Annotated in this window: 24 protein-coding genes; 11 read left to right on the forward strand and 13 right to left on the reverse strand. The window is 70.6% G+C overall.

The window, feature by feature from the left end:
• Positions 1–234: 234 nt before the first annotated feature.
• Entirely contained in the window at positions 235–714 is a 480-nt protein-coding gene (locus tag LWP59_RS16225) for an Lrp/AsnC family transcriptional regulator (protein WP_144643742.1), read from the forward strand.
• A gap of 9 nt (positions 715–723) precedes the next feature.
• Here LWP59_RS16225 and LWP59_RS16230 read toward each other — a convergent pair whose 3' ends face one another.
• From LWP59_RS16230 to LWP59_RS16250, 5 genes are all read right to left on the reverse strand, one after another.
• A complete protein-coding gene (locus LWP59_RS16230) occupies positions 724–1338 on the reverse strand; it encodes a hypothetical protein (RefSeq protein WP_144643741.1) in 615 nt (204 codons plus the stop codon).
• A gap of 465 nt (positions 1339–1803) precedes the next feature.
• Positions 1804–2238 carry a hypothetical protein gene (locus tag LWP59_RS16235; RefSeq protein ID WP_144643740.1) on the reverse strand — a complete coding sequence of 145 codons (435 nt, stop codon included), beginning with the start codon at positions 2236–2238 and terminating at the stop codon, positions 1804–1806.
• A 22-nt stretch (positions 2239–2260) separates the two neighbouring features.
• On the reverse strand, positions 2261–5131 hold the full coding sequence (locus tag LWP59_RS16240) for a WXG100 family type VII secretion target (protein ID WP_144643739.1): 2871 nt from the start codon (positions 5129–5131) through the stop codon (positions 2261–2263).
• Positions 5131–5442 (reverse strand): hypothetical protein, encoded by a 312-nt coding sequence (locus LWP59_RS16245; RefSeq protein WP_144643738.1) that lies wholly within the window; start codon positions 5440–5442, stop codon positions 5131–5133. The genes LWP59_RS16240 and LWP59_RS16245 overlap by 1 nt, the downstream gene beginning before the upstream one ends.
• Positions 5443–5818: 376 nt before the next feature.
• Complete coding sequence (locus tag LWP59_RS16250) at positions 5819–6688, reverse strand: alpha/beta fold hydrolase (protein ID WP_144643737.1); 870 nt, start codon at positions 6686–6688, stop codon at positions 5819–5821.
• A gap of 343 nt (positions 6689–7031) precedes the next feature.
• Here LWP59_RS16250 and LWP59_RS16255 point away from each other — a divergent pair, with 343 nt between their 5' ends.
• From LWP59_RS16255 to LWP59_RS16270, 4 genes are all read left to right on the forward strand, one after another.
• Positions 7032–7547 (forward strand): DUF5994 family protein, encoded by a 516-nt coding sequence (locus tag LWP59_RS16255; protein WP_144643736.1) that lies wholly within the window; start codon positions 7032–7034, stop codon positions 7545–7547.
• Between the two features lie 8 nt (positions 7548–7555).
• Positions 7556–7744, forward strand: a complete 189-nt coding sequence (locus LWP59_RS16260) for a DUF6307 family protein (protein ID WP_144643735.1) — start codon at positions 7556–7558, stop codon at positions 7742–7744.
• A gap of 145 nt (positions 7745–7889) precedes the next feature.
• Entirely contained in the window at positions 7890–8372 is a 483-nt protein-coding gene (locus LWP59_RS16265) for a DUF5994 family protein (RefSeq protein ID WP_222425708.1), read from the forward strand.
• Between the two features lie 21 nt (positions 8373–8393).
• The gene (locus LWP59_RS16270) at positions 8394–9578 is read left to right on the forward strand and encodes a N(5)-(carboxyethyl)ornithine synthase (protein ID WP_144643734.1); all 1185 of its coding nucleotides are present in this window, start codon (positions 8394–8396) and stop codon (positions 9576–9578) included.
• A 49-nt stretch (positions 9579–9627) separates the two neighbouring features.
• Here LWP59_RS16270 and LWP59_RS16275 read toward each other — a convergent pair whose 3' ends face one another.
• From LWP59_RS16275 to LWP59_RS16285, 3 genes are all read right to left on the reverse strand, one after another.
• Positions 9628–10191 carry a DUF5994 family protein gene (locus LWP59_RS16275; protein WP_144643733.1) on the reverse strand — a complete coding sequence of 188 codons (564 nt, stop codon included), beginning with the start codon at positions 10189–10191 and terminating at the stop codon, positions 9628–9630.
• 130 nt (positions 10192–10321) lie between these two features.
• Complete coding sequence (locus LWP59_RS40700; protein ID WP_308431702.1) at positions 10322–10798, reverse strand: lipopolysaccharide assembly protein LapA domain-containing protein; 477 nt, start codon at positions 10796–10798, stop codon at positions 10322–10324.
• Between the two features lie 186 nt (positions 10799–10984).
• On the reverse strand, positions 10985–12010 hold the full coding sequence (locus tag LWP59_RS16285) for a fatty acid desaturase family protein (RefSeq protein WP_144643732.1): 1026 nt from the start codon (positions 12008–12010) through the stop codon (positions 10985–10987).
• A gap of 336 nt (positions 12011–12346) precedes the next feature.
• Here LWP59_RS16285 and LWP59_RS16290 point away from each other — a divergent pair, with 336 nt between their 5' ends.
• From LWP59_RS16290 to LWP59_RS16315, 6 genes are all read left to right on the forward strand, one after another.
• Positions 12347–12562 (forward strand): hypothetical protein, encoded by a 216-nt coding sequence (locus LWP59_RS16290; protein ID WP_144643731.1) that lies wholly within the window; start codon positions 12347–12349, stop codon positions 12560–12562.
• Between the two features lie 166 nt (positions 12563–12728).
• The gene (locus LWP59_RS16295; protein ID WP_373299429.1) at positions 12729–13562 is read left to right on the forward strand and encodes a slipin family protein; all 834 of its coding nucleotides are present in this window, start codon (positions 12729–12731) and stop codon (positions 13560–13562) included.
• A gap of 348 nt (positions 13563–13910) precedes the next feature.
• Complete coding sequence (locus LWP59_RS16300; protein WP_144643729.1) at positions 13911–14591, forward strand: ANTAR domain-containing protein; 681 nt, start codon at positions 13911–13913, stop codon at positions 14589–14591.
• A 46-nt stretch (positions 14592–14637) separates the two neighbouring features.
• Complete coding sequence (locus LWP59_RS16305; protein WP_144643728.1) at positions 14638–15396, forward strand: GAF and ANTAR domain-containing protein; 759 nt, start codon at positions 14638–14640, stop codon at positions 15394–15396.
• A gap of 152 nt (positions 15397–15548) precedes the next feature.
• Positions 15549–16067: a DUF5994 family protein gene (locus tag LWP59_RS16310; protein WP_186383531.1), complete on the forward strand. Its 519-nt coding sequence runs from the start codon at positions 15549–15551 to the stop codon at positions 16065–16067.
• Positions 16068–16239: 172 nt separating this feature from the next.
• Positions 16240–17376 (forward strand): hypothetical protein, encoded by a 1137-nt coding sequence (locus LWP59_RS16315; protein ID WP_144643727.1) that lies wholly within the window; start codon positions 16240–16242, stop codon positions 17374–17376.
• A 101-nt stretch (positions 17377–17477) separates the two neighbouring features.
• Here LWP59_RS16315 and LWP59_RS16320 read toward each other — a convergent pair whose 3' ends face one another.
• The 5 genes from LWP59_RS16320 to LWP59_RS16340 form a co-directional block, all read right to left on the reverse strand.
• Positions 17478–18626 (reverse strand): acyl-CoA dehydrogenase family protein, encoded by a 1149-nt coding sequence (locus tag LWP59_RS16320; protein ID WP_144643726.1) that lies wholly within the window; start codon positions 18624–18626, stop codon positions 17478–17480.
• Between the two features lie 33 nt (positions 18627–18659).
• Positions 18660–18818: a hypothetical protein gene (locus LWP59_RS16325; protein ID WP_186383530.1), complete on the reverse strand. Its 159-nt coding sequence runs from the start codon at positions 18816–18818 to the stop codon at positions 18660–18662.
• Positions 18819–19094: 276 nt separating this feature from the next.
• Positions 19095–19319, reverse strand: a complete 225-nt coding sequence (locus LWP59_RS16330; RefSeq protein WP_144643725.1) for a hypothetical protein — start codon at positions 19317–19319, stop codon at positions 19095–19097.
• Complete coding sequence (locus tag LWP59_RS16335) at positions 19316–21442, reverse strand: acetate--CoA ligase family protein (protein WP_144643724.1); 2127 nt, start codon at positions 21440–21442, stop codon at positions 19316–19318. Before LWP59_RS16335 ends, LWP59_RS16330 begins: the two co-directional genes overlap by 4 nt.
• A gap of 26 nt (positions 21443–21468) precedes the next feature.
• On the reverse strand, positions 21469–23562 hold the full coding sequence (locus LWP59_RS16340; protein ID WP_222425706.1) for an acyl-CoA dehydrogenase family protein: 2094 nt from the start codon (positions 23560–23562) through the stop codon (positions 21469–21471).
• Positions 23563–23628 lie beyond the last annotated feature (66 nt).

Here is a 23628-nt window from a genome sequence, read left to right on the forward strand (position 1 = left end):
CCCCCTCGTGGGTGTCGCGCTGTCGCGGGCGCCGCTGCTCGGCTGATCTCCTGGCTGCAGGAGAGCGACCGTCACCTGCGGATGCACGAACCGTAACGGTGAAGTGCGCCGTTGCGGCAAGAGATCGAAGGAATGCTGGACCAGTTGTACAGTAGCGTCCGTCGGCCGGACCGCCGTGAGTGTGCCACTGGTTCACGTCCGCCGTCCGCCTGACCCTGCCGAGAGGACACCGCCGTGGCACGAGAGCTGGACGCGACGGACCTGGCCATGCTGCGGTTGCTGACCGAGGTCCCGCGGGCCGGGGTCCGCGAGTTCGCGCGGCGGCTCGGCGTCGCCCGTGGCACCGCCCAGGCGCGGCTGGACCGGCTGATCCGGGAGGGGGTGGTGGCCGGCTTCCAGCCGCAGATCTCGCCGGCGGCGATGGGCTTCACCGGGCTGGCGTACGTGCACGTCCACCTGGCACAGGGGCGGCTGGAGGAGAGCAGCCTGCTGCTGGCGAAGATCCCGGAGATCCTCGAGCTCAACTCGATCGCCGGCGAGGGCGACCTGATCTGCCAGGTCGTCGCCCGCGACAACCCCGGGCTCGAAGCGGTGCTCCAGCGCATCATCGAGACGCCGGGGGTGGTGCGCACCCGGGCGGAGATCGTGCTGCGCCGCCGGATCGAGCCGCGCATCCGGCCGCTCATCGACGCGCTGGCCGAGGGCACCGCCTGACCCCCGGCGTCACGGCCCGGTCCGGCCCCTGGCGTCCGGGTAGCTGATGACCTCGATGCAGATCCGCAGCCAGTACGCCAGGTCCGGCCCGGTGAGCACGACGCGGTTCGGGTGCGCCGCGCTGGCGTGGTTGCGCATGAACCGGATGTGGTCGAGGTCGTGGAACTCCGCACCGGTGATGAGCCCGGTGTCGCGGGCCGCGCGCAGCAGGTGCACGTCGTCGATCCGGCCGAGATCGGACGCGTCCCTCAGGTGCTTGCGCAGGTAGCTGTTCCCTGCCGCGACCTCGAAGAAGTACTGGAGATCGGACCGCGCCACGCGGCGGTGCAGCTCGTTGACCAGCTCGTCCCACAGGTAGTTCAGTGCCGCGTCGAACAATCCGACCGCGGCCGCCGCGACCATCTTGCTGATGTAGTGCGAGCGCGCCAAGGTGTCGGGGTCCAGGCCGGCCAGGACGCCGGCCAGGCCGGCCAGCATCGTGTGCCGCTCGCTCACGTCGGTGAAGACCTGGTCGACCGGCAGACCGGCCCGCACGAGCTGCTCCCGCACGATCAGCTCGACCCGCCCCAGGTCGGCCGGGGCGGCTTCGCCGTGCGGCGGCGGAGCCGGAACGATGTCGGTCACCCGGTCAAGAGTAGACGGCGGGCCCCGGGCCGATGTCCCGCGCCGACGAGCGCCATGGCCACCAGGAAGAGGAGCGACGGCCTGGCCCGGCCCGGACAAGCCCGAGACCCGGCCGCGGCGTTCCGCCGGGACGTGGCCGGGCAGGAGCGCGAGCAGGACGGCCGGGGGCAGCACACCGGTGAGGAGCCGGGGGCGACGGATGCCCGGCCGCCACGTGGTGCGGTCGGAGACACGCCCGGCACCCACCGATGTGTCCATGTCGGACTCGGTGATACCGGTGTGCACCGCGTTGCCGAGGTCGCCGTGGTCGGAGAACTACCCGTGGTCGTCGGTGCAGATCACGTCCGCCCTGGCGAAGAGTCATCGACCCCTTCCTCCCGCCGGGGATGACATTGATCCTATGTGGACGGAGGACCTGGGCCGTCTCGCAGCGACGCGGGGAAAGCGCTTACGGAAGGGCCCGGATCACTCGTCGCGCCATCGGTTGTTGAGGAAGGCGTCGTCGTCCTCCTCGATGTCGTCCGCCCGGGTGCGGGCCCGGCGCGGCGCGCGCTCGGGCGCCGGTGCGGGCCGTGGCGGCGCGGGAGCGACCGGCTGCACGAACGACTGTGGCGTGACCGGTGCGGACTCCTCCGCCTCGGACTCGGCCAAGCCCTCGGGCTCGAAGTCCATCTCCTGCACCGCGTCCGGCCGCGGCTCCTCCTCGCCGGCCTCCCGCCGGCCCAGCTCGCGCCGGTGCTGGACGTACCGCTCGGCGGCCTGGGCCTGCTTGGTCATGTACTCGTGCGCCTCGGCCTTGATCGCCACGGCCTGCCGCTGGTGCAGCGCGCGCCGGTCGGCCTGCTCGCGGACCAGGCCCGCCATGGTGGCCTTCAGCTGCTGGATCTCGTCGGTGACCATCTGTTCCTCCTCGGCACGCCGCTCAGCCGCGGCGCTTGGCCGGCTTCTCGTCGTCGTCCAGCGAACCGATGATGCGTGGTCCCGGCTTCTCGCCACCGTCGAAGATACCGCCGTCGATCCGGTACGCCCGCGAGCCGCGCTCCTGGTTCTCGCCGCCGCCGCCCGCGCCCATGCCGCCCATCCCGGACATGCCGGACATGCCGCTCATCCCGCCGCCCGGCTGGGCCGCCGCCGCGGCGACGGGTGCGCCGGCGGGCTGGGCGCCGAGCGCTGCCGCGTCCGCGCCGGGCGAGCCGACGCCGGTCTGCACGCCGGTGGCCAGCGACGCGGGCTCGCCCGGCGAGCCCTGCACCGAACCCACGCCCGCACCGGCGAGATCGCCCGTGGACGGTGCGGTGCCGCCGCCGGCCAGGTCGTCACCGCCCGCGCCGGGGTCCGGCAGGTCGGTGTGCGCAGCCGTGAGGCTCTCGGGCGTCACCGGGGTATCCACGCCGTCCGGGCCGGCACTGTCCGAAGAGGACTCGCCGGTGGCGTCGTCGTCGCCCAGGGTGTAGGTCGTCGGCGTGCCCTGGCCGTCGTCGACGGTGACGACCGTCGGGCCGTCCGCACCGTCGGGACGCTCCGCGGTGATCTTGAGGTCGCCGTCCTGGATGTGGATCTTGCCGTCCGGGCCGGGCTGGTAGGCGCCGTCCGGGCCCTTGCCGTCGGTCCCGGCCGCGCCGTCCGCTCCCGCTCCGGGGTCGGCGCCGTTCGCCGTGTCGTCCGGCCAGTCGAGCTTGAAGTCCTTCGGCGTGCCGGACCCGTCGTCGACGCTGATGTCCATCTTCCCGTCGGAGTCGGGCTCGGTCATCTCGAAGGTCTTGCCGCCCTGCTCGACCTTGAGGTGGTCGAGGTGCTCGTCGCCCGAGTCGCCGCCGGAGTCGCCGGTGCCGTCGTCGGAGCCGTCGAGGCCGGTGCCGCCGTCGTCCAGCGGTGGGATGTCCGGGTTCGAAGCATCGGAGCCGTCACCGGATGTGCCGCCGCCGGAACCCGAGGGCAGGTCGGCGGAGCCCGGCCCGGAGCCCGTGCCGCCGAGGCTGGAGCCGTCCTCCCCGGACGGGGTGGTGAGCGACGGGATCGACGGTATGGAGCCGGAGCCCGAGCCGCCCGTGCCGAGGCCGCTGTCGCCGGTGCCGGGGTCGGTCTGGATCGGCGCGCCGTCGTAGGAGCCGGTGTCGCCGCTGTCCAGCGGCGGGATGTCCGGCACCGATGCGCCCGAGGAGCCGCCCGAGCCCGGAGGACCACTGCCGGAGCTCGTCGGCAGGTCGGGCGTGGAACCGCCGCCGGAGCCACCCGGGGAGTCCGGGGTGTCGGCGCCGCTCGGCACGTCCGCCCCGGGGTCGGTGAGGTCGGGCACCGAGCCCGAGCCGGAGCCGGAGCCGCTACCGGAGCCGGAACCAAGGCCGGTGCCGGAGCCGGTCGGGATGTCCGCACCGGACGGCCCGCCCGGCAGGTCCGGCACCGAGCCACCGCCCGAGCCCGACCCGGATCCGGAACCTGAGCCACCGCCCGAATCCGAGCCACCGCCGTCGCCCGATCCCGATCCAGACCCCGAACCCGATCCATCGCCCGCACCAGACCCAGACCCAGACCCAGACCCAGACCCAGACCCAGACCCAGACCCAGCGCCCGACCCCGAGCCACCGCCGTCGCCCGAGCCGCCGTCGGAGTACGAGTCCCCGGAACCGCTCGGGGTGTCCGCGCCCGGGCCGCCGCTCCCCGGGTCCCCGGGGGCCTCGCCGTCGCCGAACTCGTTCTCCACCTTGCCCATGACCTTGTCGAGCGCGTCGTAGGCCTGGTTGACCAGGTCGAGGGTGTCCTTGCAGGCCTTGTCGAAGCCCTTGTAGAGGCAGTCCCACATCTCGGGGTTGAACTGCTTCTGGATCCACTGCTTGGCCAGGTCCTGGCCGTGGCGCTGGATGTCGTCGTCGTCGCAGCAGCCGTCGTCGTTGAGCGTCTTGACGAGGTCGGTGCCGAAGTTCAGGTCCATCCAGCCAGCGATCTGCGCGAGGTCGTCCTTGCTGCCGTGCTCGCCGTTGGCGACCGCGATGACCTTCTGTGCCAGCACGTAGTCGGCCTTGCCCACCTGGTCGGTGTACAGCTCGATGATCGCGTCGGCCTTGCCCTTGCACAGCTGGAAGACGGTGTTGACGGCGGTGCTCGTCGCGTCGCCGGCGCCTTCGAGGGTCTGCGAGAGCTTGGTCGCCTTCGGCAAGATCTGCTCGTTGTAGTGGTCCGACGCCGCGTCCGCGCCCGCACCGCTCCAGGTCCGGAACAGCGTGCTCAGGGCGGTGCCGGTGTCCTTGATGGTCTGGTCCACCGACTCCGACCCGGTCTTGAAGTGCTCGGCGTCGTCGACGAAGCCCTGGAAGTCGATGCCGCGCTGCTCGTCGAAGCGCTTCTTGATGTCGTTGTCGAAGTCGAGCGCGCGCGTGTTGCCCCGGCAGTCGTCGGGCAGCTTCGCCAGCAGCGACCCGAAGGTCTGGAACAGCTTCAGCGCGGGCTCCGCGGCGTCGAAGATCTCGTCGGAGTTCTTGGTCCCGGCGCCCCCGGACGCGGGCTCCTGCTTGTCCTCGAGCTGGGTCTTGCCGTCGTCGACGGCCTTCTTCTCCTCGTCCTCGTTGTAGGACGCCTGGTCGCCACTCTTCTGGGCGGCGTCGTAGGCGTCATCGACGGACTTCCCGGCCGCGAACGGGTTCCCGTTGTAGGCGCTGACGTACTTGTCGGCCTCGTCGCCGTCGGGCTCGCCGGGGTGCTCCATCATCCAGCTGCTGATCAGGGCGGTCTTGTCGCCGGGCGGCACCGCCGGGTCGTCCAGCAGCGCCTTGACGTCGTCCCAGGTCTTCTCGGCCATCAGAGGGTCCCCGCTCCCGAGATGTTGCCCGACTGGGTCTGCTCGTTCTCGCCGTAGGCCGCTCCGCTGGAGCCGACGTTGCTGCCGAAGCTGTCGAGCGTCGTGCCGTACCCGCTGAGCGCGTCCCACAGCTTCTGCACACCGGCGGTGTACTTGTCCGCGTGGTCGCTGTGCGCCTGGCCGAAGCCGGCCGCGGTGAGCGTCGTGTTCTGCAGGTCCGAGTTGTCCTCGGGCACATCCTCCGCCAGCTGGGTGATCGTCTTCGACGCCGACGCCATCGCGTCGGTGCTCGCGGTGTACCCGCCGCTCATGTTCGCCAGCTCCCTTGTCGAGGTGGTCCAGACGATGCCCGGAGGGAGCCGGTGCGGTCGCACACACGCACTTGATCACTCGCACATCGCAGAGGCGACCTTAACGTGCCCGGCGGGGACGCGGGTGAGGTTGGCCGAAGAACTGTTCCCGTGCCGGCGCGGAGGAGTGCGTGCCCGGTCACCACGTGCCGCGAGGGACCGGCGAAGGCACAGGTCAGGCCGGCGGGCGCAGGGTGAGTGCAGCTCACGGTGGCGGACGCGCACCAGCCGGACGATCTGAGCCTCCTTTGCGGTGAGCGGTGGCGACCTCGAGCAGCGTGGTCTTGCCCACGCCGCGCACGCCGTGCAGCACCAGAGAGTGCCCCCCGCTGACGGCTCAGTTGCCGTCGAGAACCTCCCGCAGCTTGTGCGCGAAGGCCTCGGGCTGACCGGCGTAGCCGAACTCACCGCCGAGGAAGCCGCCGTGGTGGCTCGGGAAGACGGTCGCCCGCTGGTCGAGCAGCGCGGCCATGGCGACCGAGGTGCGTCCGGTGAACAGGTTCGCCGACTCCTCGCCGACGGCGATTACGACGCGAGTCGGTGCGGCGGCGATCGCCTCGACGTCGGGGTGGTAGCCGCTGACGGCCCAGGACCGGTCGGAGAGCAGGGGATCGTCGCGGGAGCCGTCGTCCTCGGCCGGCATGCCGAACTGCGCCGGGTCCGGCGCCGGCCGGGCGAAGTACTCGTCGGTGAACTCGCCTTGCCACGAGGTCAGCGCGATGAACGCCGCCATGCCGGCGTTGAACCCCTTGGCCTCGTAGGCGTCGCGGAACCCGGCGCGGGCCCGCTCGGCCGCCGCGGCGTCGGGGAGCACCGGGATCAGCGGGGGTTCGTGGGCCACCAGGGTGGTGACGTCGCCGGGGTGGGCCGCGACGAGCGCGAGTGCGGTCACCGCGCCGCCACTGCTGGCGAACATCTCGACCGGACCGGCGCCCAGGGCCTCGATCACGGCGTGCACGTCGCTCGCCTGTGTCGCGGGCACGTGGTCGGTCCGGCCGTCGTCGCGGGTGCTGCGGCCGAGGCCGCGCGGGTCGTAGGTGACCACGGTGCGCTCGGGCAGGAACGAGGCGAGCGTGCTGAAGCCGGCGGCCGCCATGGGCTGGCCGATCATGAACAGCGGTGGCCGTCCGTCCGCGGTCAGCAGCGGGCCGTGCACGTCGTAGGTGATGCGGGCGCCGGGGGTTCGGAGGGTGTGTGTCGTCGTCATGGCAGGAGAGACCTCTCCGGCGACGGGAACTCATCGGGCTGGACCGCGGCACGGTCGGCGAACACGCGGCTGTTCCGCCGGCCAGCCGTTCCGCCGGGTGGTCCCGGGGCGACGCACACCTTCCTCAGCAGGCCCGGGTGTCCGCATCCTGACGCGCGGTTTCCGGTGGCGGGCCTGGAATATCCCGTCATCCGAGCGCCCGATCGTGCTGCGGTAGCCGCATGGCGTGACCGGGCGAGTAGGGTTGAGCGTGCCGGGAGCTCTTCGCGCGTCGACAGTCACGTCGATGTCGTTGCCGGTGGTCAGTACCGGCCGATTTCCGGCCGGGGATGGGAGCACCGACATGAGGTCGGGCCCGCAACTTCGCAGCATCACGGTCGACCGGAACCCGCGCCCCGCCCGCCGGGCCCTGCGGCTGACCCTGAAACCGAAATCGGCGGTGATGGGGACGGTCGACGGCGCCTGGTGGCCGCGGTCCGCCGATCCGCTGGCCGAGTTTCCCGCGATGATCGCCGGTATCACGCTGCGGATCGGTCAGCCCGACCGGGTGGCTTTCAACAGTGCTGTGTGGACGGACGCGCCGGAGCACGTGGTGGTCGGCGGCCGGGCGGTCGAGCTCGAGGGGTTCCGCTCACTGGACGAGCACACCGTGCTGCTGCATGGACGCGACTGGCACCGGATGGCGCTGCTGGTCATCCCGGCGCGCGCGGACGCGGAGGCCGCCGCCGCGGCGCTCGCAGATGCGGCGGACCCGCGCAACAACACGTCCGCCACGCAAATCCTGCTCCGCCATGGCATCGAGCCCGCTGAGACCGCGCCTTCCTTCAGTGCGGCCGGGTCGACGGTCGGCATGTTCTGATGCACAACGTGACTCTCCAGAAGAAAGAAGAAGAACTGATGATCCAGAACCCCACATTCGTCTCCCAATACCAAAAACGCGTCGAACTCGTCCATGACGTCCTTCGCCACGGCACCGAACTCTCGGAAGAGCAGAGCCGTGTACTCGCGGTCGATCTGCTCCACACGCTCGACACCCTGCCGGAAAGGGTGCGTTGAACCGCGTCGAACATTTTCGTTCGACGGACGGAATTCGGCGTAGTATGAACCTTGCCGGGAGCATCTCGTACGTGAGCAGTCAAGTTCACGCCGTCCTCGGCAACCCAGGTCGGCCGTATCCGCGGCCGGGGACGGGAGCATCGACATGACGTCGAGCCCGCGCACACTGATCGCCACCCCACCGGCCTCCACGGCCATCGAGCAGTCTCGGCGAACGCTGCGTTTGCAGCTGAAGCCCAAGGTGCCCACCACGGGGTACGTCGACGGTGCGTGGTGGCCCCGGTCCCGGGATCTGGCCGCCGAACTGCCGGCGCTGCTCGCGGTGCTGGCAGTTCGGCCGGGCAGGATCGAGCGGGTGACCTACAACCTGACGACGTGGCAGCCGGTCGGCGGCCGGCTGCCGCTCGACGGACAAGTCATCCGGTTGGAGGGATTCCTTTCACAGCAAGCCGATACCGTGACCGTGAGCGGTCAGGGCCGGCAACGGCTGACCCTACTGGTGGTGCCGCCGGAAACCCCGCCAGAGGCCGCGCACGAGGTGTTGATGAGGGCTTCGCAGCGCGGCAACGACGATCCGGTCGCGGCGCTTCTCGCGTTCGACCGTCCAGATCGGTTCTCGCCCGCGTGAGCCAGGAGCAGAAAGGCATTCGTGGACCAGGTCACTCTCGGAGTTCTGTCCCAGTCCGGTAAGGAGAACGAGCTCCGGCTGCCGATCCACCCGGCGCACTTCCCGCGCATCGACGCGGACCTCCGGCGGCGCATCTATCTCGAACGCGGTTATGGCGAACGTTTCGGTGTGTCCGAGAAGGAGCTCTCGGCCTCTGTCGCCGGGCTGAGGTCCCGCGAGGAGCTGATCGCCGAGTGCGGGGTGATCCTGCTGGCCAAACCCCTGCCGGCGGATCTCGCGCAGCTGCGTCCGGGCCAGGTGCTGTGGGGCTGGCCGCATTGCGTCCAGAACCCCGAGCTCACCCAGCTGGCGATCGACGGCCGGCTCACGCTGATCGCGTTCGAGGCGATGAACCACTGGAGTGCCAACGGTTCGTTCAACCTGCACGTGTTCCACAAGAACAACGAGCTGGCCGGATACTGCTCGGTGTTGCACGCCCTGGCGCTCACCGGAACCACCGGCGACTACGGGCGCCGCCTGCGTGCGGTGGTGATCGGGTTCGGCGCGACCGCACGCGGAGCGGTGACAGCGCTGAACGCGCACGGCGTGCATGATGTGCACGTTCTCACCCAGCGGGAGGTCACCGAGGTCGGCTCGCCGATCCATTCCGCGCGGATCGTGCACTTCAACCACGACGTGACCAGCGGGACCGAAGCCGGCCGCAGTCATGTGCTGGGTTCCGGCGGACGCGTGCCGCTGGCGGATTTCCTGGCCGAACACGACATCATCGTCAACTGCGTGCTGCAGAACACCGCCGCCCCGCTGACGTTCCTCGTCGAGGACGACCTTCCGGCCCTGGCGCCCGGCAGCCTCGTCATCGACGTCTCGTGTGACGAGGGGATGGGCTTCAGCTGGGCGAAGCCGACGTCATTCGACGAGCCGACCTTCATCATCGGCGAAAACGTCACATACTACGCCGTCGACCACAGCCCCTCCTACCTGTGGAACTCCGCGACCTGGGAGATCAGCGAGGCGTTGCTGCCTTCGCTTCGCACTGTGCTCGCCGGGCCGTCCGGCTGGGACGCCGATCAAACGCTCAGGCGCGCGATCGAGATCCGCGACGGAGTCATCCAGAATCCCGACATCCTGAGCTTCCAGCATCGCGCTCCCGACTATCCCCATCGGATCATGTCGGGTGGGAACAGCGTGTCCGCCAAGCGTTCCTGAGTGGATTCCGGGCGGGCGTCAGTCGTCTTACGGGCCCACGGTTCCTCGGTCAGCTTGGCTTGTCGCGGGCGAGCCGGGTCCGGATACGTGGTCGGCTCCGGCGCGTGCCGAGGTCCCTTTCGGGATGGCCGCTGGGAAAAAGCGGAGCGGGCTGTGCCCCACTGACGGCCAGGATCTCCGCGGGCTGGTCGGCTTCCACGGGCAGGGAGGCCAGCGACATCGCATTGTCGCCGGTGGTGCCGGTGGCGTCAGGCGGGACCACGAGGAGATTGAGACGCTGTCGATCGGGGCCGGACACCCGCACGACGTTCTCGTCCTGTTCGCGGAGACCTTCCAGCCGGACGACATGGCCGTCGACCTCCACTCGTGGTGGAGCGGGGTCCCACGAACCGACCGCGAACGCCACGCCGGTCACGTGCCCCAGCCGCGTGGAGAGTCCTTCGGCCAGCGCCGGCAGCTCGGCGGCGAGGTCGCGCGAACGTGGCCACCAGCCGCCGTCGAGCTGATCGGCGGCAGGTGCCGTTGGCCTCAGTCGCAATCGCAGCGGTGGTGGCGGCGGGCCTGTGACGGGCGTCTGGGGGGTGGTGGTGTGGGTGTGCGGGCCCGACGTCATGCCGGTGCTCCCGTCCCCGGTCGGTGACCGGCATACAGCGCCGAGGACGACGGCCGCTGAAGGCCGCCGTACGAGGTGCTCTCGGCTGGGGCGCACTCTACGCCCGCTGTCGTGCTCCGGAGCCGCACTGTCAGTGGCGGCGCCGGCGTGCAGTGTGCCGCAGCTGGAAGATGCGGGCGGAGCCGACCAGGGCGATCAGCAGTGCCCCGGCGACCGCGGCGAGCAACATGGCCACACCGAGCGGCAAGGTGCCCGAAGCGCCGAGGAAGAACACCTGGGCGCCGGCGAGGTTCTGCAGGATGAAGATCAGCAGGAAGACGAGCACGAGCACGGCGACGATCACCGCGACCCAGATGCCGCTGGTCCTGGTCCGTGCGATCCGGGTCTTCCCGTGCTGCGGCGCCGGTGCTGTCTGCGCCGGTGCGGTCTGCACGGGTGCGGTCGCCGGGGCGGGCTCCACCGGGGCGGCCTGCGACGGCGCCGGGTCGGCGACGGCCTGCGGTGTCCGCTGCGCCACGGTGTCGTGCTGGTCCGCGGGCTGGCGGATGGGAGTGTCGGTACCGAACTGGTGGCGGGCGCGACGGGCGCGTTCTGACAGGGTGGGCATGACATGCCTTGTTTCTGATGCCGGTGTGGCGGTCACTCGGATGGGGTGTCGTCGCGTCCGGATACCGTCAGTCTACTCGCCTCGGCGCCCGCATGACGGTCTCGTGGGATGCCGGCACGGTAACGGCCCCGGACGACAGTCCGAATGAGACGGACGTGCTCACCGGTTGCGCTGACCCGTGGGTGTTCAGCGTCCGGCACGTAGTGGTACGCCGACGGCGTGCAGATGTTGCAGCACGTATCCGTAGGTCCGCGGCCAACCGCATTCCGCGTACTCGATGCCCTGCTGGGCACAGAAGTTCCGCACGATCGGCTGGGCGCGGCGCAGGTTGGGACGCGGCATGGTGGGGAACAGGTGGTGCTCGATCTGGTAGTTCAGACCGCCGAGGACGAAATCGACCCAGATGCCGCCGCGGACATTGCGCGAGGTGAGGACCTGGCGGCGCAGGAAGTCGAGTCCGTGCCCGCGCGCCAGTATCGGCATCCCCTTGTGCCCGGGCGCGAACGAACATCCCATGTAGACACCCCAGAGGCATTGGTGCACAAGGATGAACACCACCGCGGTCAGCGGTGAGAGCACGAGGAACACGGCGGTGAGATAGGCGGCGAAGTGCCCGGCCAGCAGGGCGATCTCCACCTTGCGCGCCCGCAGCACCGGCCGCCGCAGGGTCTGCACGCTGGAGACGTGCAGGCTGAACCCCTCCAGCAGCAGGAGCGGGAAGAACAGGAAAGCCTGGTACTTGGCCAGCCAGCGGAGGAAACCGCGTTTGGCGCCGCCCTGGCTCTCGGTGAAGGCGAGTGCGGGGATGCGGATGTCGGGGTCGTCCTGCTCGTGGTTCGGGTTGGCGTGGTGGCTGGTGTGCTGGTCCATCCACCAGCCGTAGCTGAGCCCGACCATGCCGCCGTGCCAGTAGCCGAGGAGGTCGTTGGTGCGGCGGCCGCGCAGGATCTGCTTGTGGCCGGCATCGTGCCCGATGAAGGCCAGCTGCGCGAACATCACGGCGAAGAACGCGGCGACGAACAGCTGCCACCACGAGTCGCCGAGCTGGACGAAGAGCACCCAGCCGCCCGCGAAGACTAGGACGTTGAGTGCGATCTTCACGGTGTAGTACCGGTAGCGCCGGCGCAGCAGACCCGCCTGCCTGATCGTCTGCGAAAGGACCGCGTAGTCCCGGCTTCGGACGTTCGGGGGCGAACTGTCGAGCGATGTCATGCGGAACCACCGATTCCTGCGTCACGTCGGACAGCGCACCGGGGGCTCGAGTAGCGCGTCGCGGTAGGCCCGCGAACTATGTCCAGCGTTCCACGGGATCGCCGGACCGGCAAACGCGTCCCCGGATTCCGGCTCGGTATGGGCACCGGACGCGCGGTCAGCGCACCGGTGCCGTTACCGAAACGTTGCATGTCGAGCTCTGTGCGGCCTCCGTCCGGCACCGGTGCGCGTAGCGTTGTCAGTACCGAGAGCACTTCGCACACCGGCGGCTGAGCCGGCGTCGTCCTCGGCGAAGTCCACGCCGGTCGCTGGTCGATCGGGGACGGGAGCACCGGCATGATGTCGGGCCCGGGAGTTCGCAAGGCCACCACGATGGTCGCAGAGCCCGGTGAACGGTCACCGCTGATCCAGCCGGAGCCGGCGGGCACGCAGATCGCTTCCATTATGGACGGAACGCGGCTCGCCGCCGGGGTGCTGTCCACCGCGCTGATCCCTGGACGCGCCGTTCGCGGTGAAGCGTTCGATGACAGCCGCGTTTACGAACGTGCTTAGCTGTCACGTCGTCGCGGCGGCGCGGTGCCAGCCGGTTCGCCGCCTGGTCCGTGTCGTCTGCCGTTCACCGGCGTGCCGTTCTCCTGTTTCAGTTCTGTTCAATTCTTCCGTGTCTTACTGAGGACATGTCGTGGTAGCTCTCATCGTCATTCCCATCGTCATCATCGTGCTCGTGTTGCTGGGATCGGGCGTTCGCCTGGTGCAGCAGTACGAACAGGGAGTCCTGTTACGTTTCGGGCGTCTCCTCCCGACGATCCGCCAGCCCGGTCTCCGGCTGATCATCCCGTTCGCGGATCGCCTGCGGAAGGTGTCCATGCAAACGGTCGTCATGGGTATTCCCGCCCAGGGCGCCATCACCCGCGACAACGTCACCCTCACCGTGGACGCTGTGGTGTACTTCCGGGTCGTCGACCCGGTGAAGGCGGTCATCAACGTGCAGGACTACGTCCGGGCGGTCTCCCAGGTGGCCCAGACCTCGCTGCGTTCGGTGATCGGCCGCGCCGACCTGGACACGCTGCTGTCCGATCGTGACCGGATCAACGAGGAGCTCAGGGCCGTCATCGACACCCCGACCGAGGGTCCGTGGGGCCTGCACATCGAGCGGGTCGAGGTGAAGGACGTCGCGCTACCTGAGAGCATGAAGCGCTCTATGTCGCGCCAGGCCGAGGCCGAACGCGAGCGCCGCGCCCGGGTGATCGCCGCCGACGGCGAGTTCCAGGCCTCCGCGAAGCTCGCGCAGGCCGCCCGCGTCATGGCTGACACGCCCAGCGCGCTGCAGCTGCGGCTGCTGCAAACCGTGGTCGACGTGGCAGCGGAGAAGAACAGCACGCTCGTCATGCCGTTCCCGGTCGAACTGCTGCGGTTCTTCGACAAGACCAGTGCCAGTACTCTGGCGGCAGCGGCTGAAGCACCGGCACCCAATGGGCATGAGACGGATTCAACACTGAAGCTCGACACCGTTCCGGTGCTGAAGGACCTGCCAGTCCCGGCACCGGCCTGATCAGCTCTTCGAGCTAGTCCTTGCCGTCGTTGTGTGGCAGGCTGAGGCACGCACGGCGGAAAGCCGTCGCACCACCCAGGACCCTGGTGGCGCCCAGCTCGCGCGACCGGGAGGCAGGGAATGTCGGCGAAACCAGTGTTGGCGTTGATGCCCGCGGGGGTCGGCCGGCTGCCAGGTGGGCGGCCGCTGCGGGACCGGAGCTTCCCTCCATGAACCGCTCTTTGGACGGGTCCGGGTCCCCGGGCAAGGCGGTGACGACGGCCGTCGGAAGCAGCGAGGTCGACGGCCCACTTACGCGCGCCCGTTCGGGGGGCACACAGGCAGATGAATGAGGACCGGCGGCTGCGGATGCGGTCTCTGCTGGCGGTGGAGGGGGACGGTACGTCCTCGATGCTGGCGCGGATCTGTGTGCTGGCGGCGTCGGAGCTGGGGGTGACCGGTGCCGGGGTGACTCTGCTCGACCGGGCAGACAGGACCGACGCGCAGCCGCGGCTGGCGAGGGCCGGCGACGCTGCGGCGGCCCGGTTGGAGGACTTGCAGCTGACGGTGGGCGAGGGCCCCGGATGGAGTGCGGTCACCGTAGGGGCTCCGGTCCTGGTACCGGACCTGGGCGTCGCCGACTCACGGTGGCCGGCGTTCGCTCCTGGTGCACGGGCGTTGGGGGTGGCCGCGGTGTTCGCGTTCCCCCTCACGCTCGGCGCGATCGGGCTGGGATCGCTGGACTGCTACCGCGCCAGTGCCGGGCTGCTGGAGCCGGACCAGGTCACTGACGGGCTGCTGCTGGCGGACCTGGCGTTCGAAGCGGTGCTGGCCCAGATCTCGGGCGGCGAGTCCGGCGATCTGAGCTGGATCACCGACCTGCACACCGAGGTGCACCAGGCCTCCGGGATCGTCAGCGACCAGCAGGGCATCGCGATCCAGGCAGCGTTGCTGCGGATCCGCGGCCATGCCTATGCCCATGACCTGCCCGTCACGGTCGTCGCGCGGGAGATCGTGGCGAGCCGTCTGGTGCTGGACGCGGAACAATGAAGCCATACCGGGACACGGCTGGCGGCGAAGTGGGAGGTGAAGAAGCGTGAACGACCGACACGAGCAGCGGCTGGCCCGGGTGTTCGTCGAGCTGGCGGATACCCTGGTCGATGACTTCGACATGCTGGAATTTCTGAGCATGCTCGTCGAACGGTGTGTGGAACTGCTGGAGGTCGCCGCGGCCGGGGTGGTGCTGTCCGACCAGAGGGGTGGCCTCGCCATGGCCGCCGCCTCGTCCGAACAGGCGAGGTTGATCGAGGTGTTCGCCGTGCAGACCGGGGACGGTCCCTGCTTGGACTGTGTCCGCACCGGCCGGCCGGTTTCCAGTGGGGACCTGGCCGCCGAGGATCACCGCTGGCCCCGTTTCGCCCCGGCTGCCCGGGCGGCCGGGTTCGCCGCCGCGCACGCGGTGCCCATGCGGTTGCGCACGACCGTGATCGGCGCGGTCAACCTGCTCAACACGCACCCCGACGGGGTGGACGAGGACAGCGTCCGCTTGGGGCAGGCACTGGCCGACGTGGCCACCATCGGCATGCTCCAGCAGCGCACCCTGCATGACAGCACCGTGCTCGTCGAGCAGTTGCAGACCGCGCTGACCTCCCGCGTGGTCATCGAACAGGCCACGGGCGTGCTTTCCAGCCACGGCGGCCTGGACATGCAAGAGGCTTTCACCGCCCTGCGCGGCTACGCCCGCTCCCACAACCTGCGCCTGTCCGAACTGGCCCGCACGGTCGCCGAGCGCACCGCCGATCTGGACGTGATCCTGCGGCAGCCGGCGCGAGGAAGCACACGAGAACGCCACTGACCTTTGCAGTCGGCGAGTAACCTGGAGTTACCGAGGGCGTATGAGCTTCGACGATCGCGTCGACGCCGCCTTGGGCGCACGAAGGACCCCTGGCCGGGAAGTATCGGCCCGGAGGCGGGAGCGTCGAGATGACCTCGACTCAGCTGAATTCCATGACCGCGACGGGCAGGCGCGATCGGCTCCGTTTGCAGATGAAGCCTGAGACGGCCGAGCGGGGCCACGTCGACGGCGGCTGGTGGCCTTGGTCGAACGACCCGGGTAAGGAGTTCGCGGCGCTGGTCCCTGCCCTCGAGGCCCGGCTCGGCCCGGTGAGCCGGATTTCCTGCAGTCTCGAGGCGTGGGAGCCCGCTGCCGGCGAGTTCAGCGTGGACGGTCGGGTGGTGCGGTTCGAAGGGTTCCACTCGATGGACGCGAACACGGTCGTCGTGATCGGTTCGGACTCGCGGCGGGCGACCCTGCTCGTGGTGCCGCCCGACACGGTGGGAGGCCAGGCACGGGCAGCGTTACGCGCCGCCGCTGGCAGTGACTCGTTCGCCGCGGTCGCCGACATCCTCTCCAGCAACGGCATAACGCCGCGTGCGGGAGGTGCGGCTGTCGCGCGCCTGGTCCCGGAACAAACGTCGGAAGATCGCTGGGAGTCCGAGGGCGGCCGCGTGGCCGTCCCGAGCTGAGCAGCCAGGGGGACCGGGGCGCCGTCCACAACGGAGTTGCGCGGTCGCCAGGCCCAGAGACCAAGTCCGCTGACCCCCGCCTGGCCAGCGGGCCAAGGGCGGCCATCGGGGATGATCCGTCACCCGCTATGCTCGCGAGCCCCACCGATGAGAACTTAACAAGGGTAACTACATGGAAACCGAGAGCGACCAGCAGGCTGCTTCAGCGGACGTCCTCAGCAGCGCGGCTCATGCCGCCCGCTTGATCATGTTGAACACCATCGACGAGAGGATCCGGTACGCCTGTGAGGCCCTGGTTGAACCGTCGACATCGGATGTGCTCGCGTTCCTGATGACCTACGGCGTGGTGACCGACCCCAAGCGCGACCGTTCCCACGTGGCCGCTGAGGTCGGCAAATGGCGGAAGGAGCGCGGGCTGAGCGACACCGGGGACCTGCCGCGCATGTCGGTGGAGTTGCTGACCGAACTGGACGGCCGCCGTGCCGCCGAAGAAGCCGCCACAGCCACCGACCCCCAGACCGAGCCGTCGAAAGCGCCCGCGGACACCCCGGCCGCGCAGACCGCGCAGGTGACGGAGGCTCCTGTCTCGGCCAAGCGGACGACGCCGGAGGGCTCGCGCGGCTTCTACCTCGTCGCGTTCATGTCGCTGCTGGTCTCGGTGGACACCTCGTGGCGGTTCTTCGGGGACAAGCTCGGGATCACGACCATCTCCGAGCGGGCCGCCATGTTCGCCGTGGTGGAGGTGGCGCTGATCGCCTGCGGGTTCGCGATGCGTGCCGGGATCCGGGGCCCCAGCGGAAAACCGGGTCCCGCCCGGCTGATCCTGTGGGCCCTCTGTGCCGCGTCCGGGTACATGGCGTTCGACCTGGCCGGCCCCGTGTCCGGCCTGGCGCGGGTCACGCTGGGGCCGGTGCTCGGCGTGGTCATGCTGCACCTGGCGCTCGGGATCGAGCTCCGGCACCGGCGCCGCCGGGTCTCCACGTGGGCCAGGGTCAGCCGTGAGCTGAAAGAGCGGTGTCTGTCCCGGCTCGGCCTGGGCGACGACGAGCGGGACGCCCTGGCGCGTACCCGCGACCGTGCGGCCCGCCGCGCCGCCCACCTGGCTCGCGCGTCCTGGTTCACCCCGTTCCGCAAGGTCCGGCTGGCCCGTGCGCTGCGCTCCGCGAACGCCGCGCACGACGACCGGATGCGGTCCAGGCTGATGGCGGAGCTGGCGGCGGTCCAGCACGCCGACGAGCTGCGGCGGCTGGACCTGGCGTCCCCGTGGTCGGACTCGCTGACCAACACCCTCAAGTACCTGAAGCGCTAGTCCGTCTTTTCCCGGCTGCGTGCCGCCACTCGTGGGCGGCACACAGCCGGATCTCCACGTCCGGATGACCGCTGTGCGACACCAGACGCTCGACCGGCGCGTCAGCTCCGGGCGACGGGGGAGAGCAGCTCCCGCGCGATGATGAGCTTCTGGATCTCCGAAGTGCCCTCGTAGAGCCGGTAGAGCCGGGAATCGCGATACATCCGCTCCACCACGGTTTCGGCCATGTAGCCCATCCCGCCGTGGATCTGCACGCCCCGGTCGGCCACCCGGGACACCATCTCGCTGCAGAACAGCTTGGCCGAGGACGGGCCGGCCGCGATGTCGGCGCCGGAGTCGAACTCGGCCGCGGCGTGCAGCACGAGGCTGCGCCCGGCGGCGAGCTCGGCGTAGGAGTCGGCGAGCATCGCCTGCACCAGCTGGTGGTCCCCGATGGGGCGGCCGCCCTGGCGGCTCGTGCCGGCGTGCTGCACCGACTCGTCCAGGATTCGCTGGGCGGTGCCCACGCACATGGCCGCGATGTGCAGTCGGCCGCGGGCGAGCACGGTCATGGCACTGCGGTAGCCGCGCCCCTCCTCGCCGATCAGCCGGTCGCCGGGCACCCGCACCTCGTCGAACATCACCTCGGCCGTCCAGGCCCCGCGCTGCCCCATCTTGTGGTCGCGTGGCCCGACCGTCAGCCCCGGGGAGGGGGCGTCCACGGCGAAGGCCGAGATGCCACGGCCACCCGCCGCCGTGGGGTCGGTTCGGGCGAAGACCACGAACAGGTCCGCGAGCGGGGCGTTGGTGATGAAGCGCTTCGTGCCGGTGACGACCCAGTCGCTGCCGTCGCGGCGCGCGGAGGTCTTCAGCCCGGCGGGACTGGAGCCGGCTTCGGATTCGGTGAGGGCGAAGGAGGCGATCGCCTCCCCGGACGCAAGCCGGGGCAGGAAGGCCTGTTTCTGCGCCTCGGTGCCGAACTTCGCGATCACCTGTCCGGCGATCCCGTTGTTGGTGCCGAACAGCGACCGGAACGCCGGGGTGGTGTAGCCGAATTCGAAGGCCAGCCGGACGTCCTCGGCCATGAGCGCCCCGAGTCCGCCGTACTCGGCGGGCAGGGCGTAACCGAACAGGCCCAGTTCGGCCGTCGCCGCACGCAGGTCGTCCGGGATCGAGTCGGTCTCCTCGATCTCGTTCTCCCGGGGGACGACCTCCTTGCGCACGAACTGGCGCACCGCGTCCAGCACCTGGCCGAAGGTGGTCTCGTCCATCAGCATCTCCTCACCGTTCTTCAGATAGAGAATCTAGCTGAACACGGTGCGAGGAGCTCGATCCTGGGCCGTCAGCCCGACTCCCTGGCCGACCCAGTAGGTCGCCAGCGCCTGCGCGCCGGTGTCGCCCTGCTCGGCGAGCTTGTCCACGCGCCGGAGGCTGGACTCGCTGACGAGGGACCGCAGCGGCATGGGCAGTGGTTCCGGGCTTGCGGCTTCCTCCCAGGCCCGGGTCCACTCCGATTCGAGCTGCCGGGGAGGACTTGCCTGTCGGCCCCTTCGACCGCATCGTGTCGCGCGAGGACGCCCGCAGCATCCACTGCACGGTGTACGGCGCGGTCTCCGCTTCCGGCGTCACCGAACCGGTCCACGCGCCCGCGGCGCCGAGTGCCACCGCCGCAGCCAGCTGCCTGCCCGTGACTATCCCGCCCGCCGCGACCGGGATGCCCGCGGCCCTCGCGCGGTCGATCATGAACTGCGGCGGCACTCCCAGCGCGTTGGCGATGAGGCCTCGACGACCTCCTCGGCCGAAGCTTCGATGCCGTGCTGTGTCAGCAGGTCCGCGACGAAGCGCCCGTGCGCGTCCGGCACCATCTTCCGCAGTGCCTCGGGGCCGAGCTGCTGCCCTTCGCCAGCGAACGTGTCCGGCACCACGATGTCGATCCCCAGCAGGTCGCAGATCGGGGTCCTCATGCGGTCTCCTTCCAGGTGACGACGGCGTCGAGTGCCTCCACGGTGCTCCCGTCCACGCGGAGCGGGTTGATCTCCAGGGACTCCAGGTCGTCGCCGAGCGCGAGGGCGAGGTCGCCGACCCGGGCCACGGTCTCGGCCAGGGCGTCGAGGTCGGCCGGTGCCGTTCCCCGGACACCGCGCAGCAATGCCGCGCCGCGCAGGCTTTCCAGCAGTTCCCGGGCACGCGCCGGGGTCACCGGCAGCGGCGACAGCGCGGAGTCGCCCAGGACCTCGACGAAGATGCCGCCGAGCGCGACGGCGAGCATCGGTCCCCAGTGCGGGTCCCGGACGACGCCGACGAGCAACTCCGTGCCACCGGAGCGCATCGGTGTCACCAGCACCCCTTCCACCTGCGCACCGGGAACCCGGTCGCCGGCGCGTCGCACGTCCTCGTAGGCGGCGGCGACCGCGTCGTTCCCGCTGACCCCGAGCCGCACCCCGCCGATGTCGCTCTTGTGCAGGATGTCCGGGGACACGATCTTGAGCGCGACCGGCCCGCCGAAGTCCGCGGCGGCCTTCGCGGCCTGCTGCGGCGAGGTGGCCAGCTCGCCCGGGATCACGGGGATTCCGGCCTCGGTCAGCAGCTGCCGCGCGCGAGCCTCCGACCAGCTCCCACGGCGGTCCGCCGGCGCGGGAACGGGGACGGTGTCGCGGGCGGGCGCTTCGCCACCCGGGTCGCGGGTCGCGTCCGACCACCAGCCGAGGTTGCGCAGCGCCACCACGGCCTGGCGCAGTCCGGGAATGGCGTGCGGCACCCGGGCCTGCGCCATGACCTCCTTGGTGTAGGCCGTGATCGGTTCCAGGACCTGGTTGACGTAGACGACCGGCCCGCTCGCGCGCTGGATCCCGTCGCCGATGGCGTCGGCGAAGGCCTGGCCGGCGAACGGGCCGCCGTCGGACTGCCAGGGCAGCGTGTTGACCACGGCCACCACGCCGATGCCGGGATCGGCCGAGACCGCCTCGATGGCGCGGGTGAAGATCGTCGGATCGATGATCGCGGCGCCGGTCACGTCGAGCGGGTTCTGGATCGTCCCGTAGGCCGGCATCACGTCGGCGAGCGCCTCCCGGGTGCTCGCCGCGAACTCCGGCAGTCGCGCGCCCAGGTCCTCGGCCCGGTCGGCCAGGATGTCGCAGGCCCCACCGGAGATCGACACCACGCCGATGCCCGGCCGTTCGAGCCGGTCGAGGTTGGCGGCGGCGCCCGCGGTGATGAGCATGTCCTCGATGGAGTCCACCCGGATGATGCCGAGGTCGCGGAACACTGCGTCGACCGTGCGGTCGTCGCCGACCAGAGCGCCCGTGTGGGCCGCGGCGGTCCGTGCGGACAGCTCGCTGCTGCCCGCCTTGAGCACCACGATCGGTTTGCCCGCCGCGGCCGCCCGCCGGGCGGCCGCCCGGAACACCTCGGGGTCCCGGATCGACTCCATGAAGATGGCGATGGCGCGGGTGTGCTCGTCGTCGACGAGGAAGTCCAGGACGTGGCCCGCGGTGATCATGGCCTCGTTCCCGAGCGTGACCATGTAGGACAGATCGGCGCCGGAGAGGGTGGCGAACTCGAGCATGGCCGCGGAGCTCGCACCGCTCTGGGAGAGCAGCGCGACCGAACCCGCCTCGCGCGGCAGGCCCAGGATCGGGGTCACCGGCGCCTGGTCGACGAGGTTGGCGAAGCCGAGGTGATTCGGCCCGAGCAGCACCATGCCGAGAGACTCGGCGTGCGCGACCAGCTCGGCCTGTGCGGCCCGCCCGGATTCGCCCGCCTCGCCGTAGCCGGCGGACAGGATGACGGCGTTGCGGATGCCGGCCGCGGCCGCGTCGGTGAGGGCGTCGAGGGTGCCCGCCTGCGGCACCATCATGAACGCCACGTCGACCGGTTCCCCGATCTCGGCGCACGAGGTGACGGTGGGCCGGCCGTGGGTCTCGGCGCCGCGCCGGTTGACCAGGTAGGTCTTCTCGGCGAAGCCGAACTCGACCAGGTTCCGGTAAGCCGTGCGGGAGAACGCCGACTTGTTCGAGGCGCCCACGAGCGCGACGCTGCGCGGCCGGAAGAGGGACGCGAGCCGCTGGGGGGTGATCACGCTGGACATTTCACGACTCCTTCGTGGTGAGGGCACTACCGGGGAAGGCCGAGGCCTCGCGCGATCAGCCCGCGCTGGACGTCGTTCGTGCCGCCGCCGACGACGTACATGACCGACAGCCGCAAGCCGTACTCGAAGGCCGCGTCCGGGGCGGCGGGGATGACTTCGAGAGCGGCTGCCGGCCCCAGGATGTCGAGGACGGCCTCGCCGAACGCCTCGGCGGTCTCGCCGCCGAGGACACCGGCCATGGGTGCCTCGAGCCGGGCGCCCCGACCCTGGCCGGTGGCGTCGATCGCGGCGGAGACCAGCGCCCGGGTGGCCTGGACACCGACGGCGACCTTGCCCAGTTCGGCGCGGCGTGCAGAGCCGCGGGGACCCACGGTGCCGTCGATGTCGGCACGGATGACGCCCAGCAGGTCGTCGAGCTGGCGGTGCAGTGCGGCGGCGATGTTGCCCATGGTGATGCGCTCCCCGGCGAGTGCGTCGGTGATGACCTTCCAGCCGCCGTTGACCTCGCCGACCCGGGCGGAGTCGGGTACGCGAACGTCGTCGTAGAACACGGTGCACGAGATCTCGCCGGACAGTGCGCGGTGTTGTTGCACCGTAATACCCGGGGTGTCCATCGGTACCAGGAACACCGTGATCCCGGCCTGGCGCGGCTTCGCGTCGGGGTCGGTGCGGACCGCCAGCCAGACCCAGTCGGACGTGTGGCCACCGGTGGTCCACAGTTTCTGCCCGTTGATCACCCAGTCTGCCCCGTCGCGCACCGCGCGGGTCTTCAGCGACGCCAGGTCCGAACCGGCCTCGGGTTCGCTGTAGCCCAGGCAGAACGCCAGTTCACCACGCCGGATGAGCGGCAGGAACTTCTCCTTCTGCTCGGGGCTGCCGTGCTTGAGGATCGAGTTGCCCAGCAGCATCACCGCACCGAGCGCCTTGCTGATCGGTGCACCCGAGTAGGCGGTCTCCTCGTTCAGCACGACCTGTTCGGCCAGCGTCGCGCCGCGGCCGCCGTACTCCTCGGGCCAGGCGAAACCGAGCCAGCCGCGGTCGGCGACGGCCTGGACGAGCTCGTGGTCCAGCGCCATCGTGCTGCGGGCGAACCGGTCTTCGTACTGGGCGAACAGCTCCCGTACCTCGGTGCGGAAGGCTTCCCCGGCCTCGCCCATGTCGAACGACGGCAGCGACGCTTCGGTCTCCACCAGCACGTCGGCGAACTCCCCGACCGCGCGCGGGAAAGCACGCAGCCTGGTGACGTCGGCGTGCACCCGGCGGAACAGCCACGGCGCCTCGTGCTCCTCGAAGTACCCGATCGCGGCGAGCGTGTGCTGCGCGCCCAGCTGGATACGCGGGGCCGCCGCGCGGGCGTGCTCCACCGCGATCTCCGCCCACGAGCTCCAGTCGGCCGCGTGGCTCGTCCACTGCCGCACGGCCTGGGCGATCAGCAGGTTTCCGGCGCTGAGGTCGATCTGGCAGGACGCGATGCGCTGCTGGACGGCGCCGAAGCCGCCGACCGGGCGCCCGAACTGGTGCCGGGTCTTCGCGTGCTCGATCGCCATCTCGTGTGCCCGCCCGGCGGCGGCGAGTGCCCGGGTGGCCAGGCCCAGCCTCAGCAGCAGGACGGCTTCGTCGGCGCGGGCGGCGTCGAGGTCGGCCGTGGCCACCGGGTCGCCGAGGCGGATCCGTGCCCACGCCGGCACGGCCAGCCCGGGTTGCTCGGTCACCCCGGCGATCTCCCGGAGCGCCGCCACACCGCCTGCCGCCGGCAGGACCAGCACATGCGTGGCTTCGGTGGCGGCTTCGGCGTAGGCCACCTCGTCGCCGGTGCCGTCGAGGGCGACCAGGACCCGCATCTGGCCGGACTCGATGCCGCTCGCGTCGGGCAGCAGACGGCCGGCGACGAACCCGTCCAGCACGGGCAGGGGACAGGCCACCCGGCCCAGCTCCATGGTCGCCGCCAGCGCCGCGTCCAGCGCCTCGGCCGAGCCCAGCTCGAACCAGCCCTGCGCTGCGGCCGCGTGCCACAGCTTCTCCAGGCCGGTGCCCGCCGCGGCGGTCGCGTCCCCCCAGTGCCGCCTGGTCAGCCCGGCCACGGCTTCGCCGAAGGCCGTCGCTTCATCGTTTGCCGACACGGTCACCCCCTAAATCTGAACAGCTTCCGTCTGTAATACGTTCGAGGTTATACTGACGGAACGCGT

This window comes from Amycolatopsis acidiphila, assembly GCF_021391495.1.
Classification (GTDB): Bacteria; Actinomycetota; Actinomycetes; order Mycobacteriales; family Pseudonocardiaceae; genus Amycolatopsis_E; species Amycolatopsis_E acidiphila.

Bases quoted from the DNA above. Each gene is read 5' to 3' on its own strand.
- LWP59_RS16235 (WP_144643740.1), bottom strand. From the start codon at position 2,238: ATGGTCACCGACGAGATCCAGCAGCTGAAGGCCACCATGGCGGGCCTG.
- LWP59_RS16240 (WP_144643739.1), bottom strand. From the start codon at position 5,131: ATGGCCGAGAAGACCTGGGACGACGTCAAGGCGCTGCTGGACGACCCG.
- LWP59_RS16245 (WP_144643738.1), bottom strand. From the start codon at position 5,442: ATGAGCGGCGGGTACACCGCGAGCACCGACGCGATGGCGTCGGCGTCG.
- LWP59_RS16250 (WP_144643737.1), bottom strand. From the start codon at position 6,688: ATGACGACGACACACACCCTCCGAACCCCCGGCGCCCGCATCACCTAC.
- LWP59_RS16255 (WP_144643736.1), top strand. From the start codon at position 7,032: ATGAGGTCGGGCCCGCAACTTCGCAGCATCACGGTCGACCGGAACCCG.
- LWP59_RS16265 (WP_222425708.1), top strand. From the start codon at position 7,890: ATGACGTCGAGCCCGCGCACACTGATCGCCACCCCACCGGCCTCCACG.
- LWP59_RS16275 (WP_144643733.1), bottom strand. From the start codon at position 10,191: ATGACGTCGGGCCCGCACACCCACACCACCACCCCCCAGACGCCCGTC.
- LWP59_RS40700 (WP_308431702.1), bottom strand. From the start codon at position 10,798: ATGCCCACCCTGTCAGAACGCGCCCGTCGCGCCCGCCACCAGTTCGGT.
- LWP59_RS16285 (WP_144643732.1), bottom strand. From the start codon at position 12,010: ATGACATCGCTCGACAGTTCGCCCCCGAACGTCCGAAGCCGGGACTAC.
- LWP59_RS16290 (WP_144643731.1), top strand. From the start codon at position 12,347: ATGATGTCGGGCCCGGGAGTTCGCAAGGCCACCACGATGGTCGCAGAG.
- LWP59_RS16300 (WP_144643729.1), top strand. From the start codon at position 13,911: ATGCGGTCTCTGCTGGCGGTGGAGGGGGACGGTACGTCCTCGATGCTG.
- LWP59_RS16310 (WP_186383531.1), top strand. From the start codon at position 15,549: ATGACCGCGACGGGCAGGCGCGATCGGCTCCGTTTGCAGATGAAGCCT.
- LWP59_RS16315 (WP_144643727.1), top strand. From the start codon at position 16,240: ATGGAAACCGAGAGCGACCAGCAGGCTGCTTCAGCGGACGTCCTCAGC.
- LWP59_RS16320 (WP_144643726.1), bottom strand. From the start codon at position 18,626: ATGGACGAGACCACCTTCGGCCAGGTGCTGGACGCGGTGCGCCAGTTC.
- LWP59_RS16325 (WP_186383530.1), bottom strand. From the start codon at position 18,818: ATGCCGCTGCGGTCCCTCGTCAGCGAGTCCAGCCTCCGGCGCGTGGAC.
- LWP59_RS16330 (WP_144643725.1), bottom strand. From the start codon at position 19,319: ATGAGGACCCCGATCTGCGACCTGCTGGGGATCGACATCGTGGTGCCG.
- LWP59_RS16335 (WP_144643724.1), bottom strand. From the start codon at position 21,442: ATGTCCAGCGTGATCACCCCCCAGCGGCTCGCGTCCCTCTTCCGGCCG.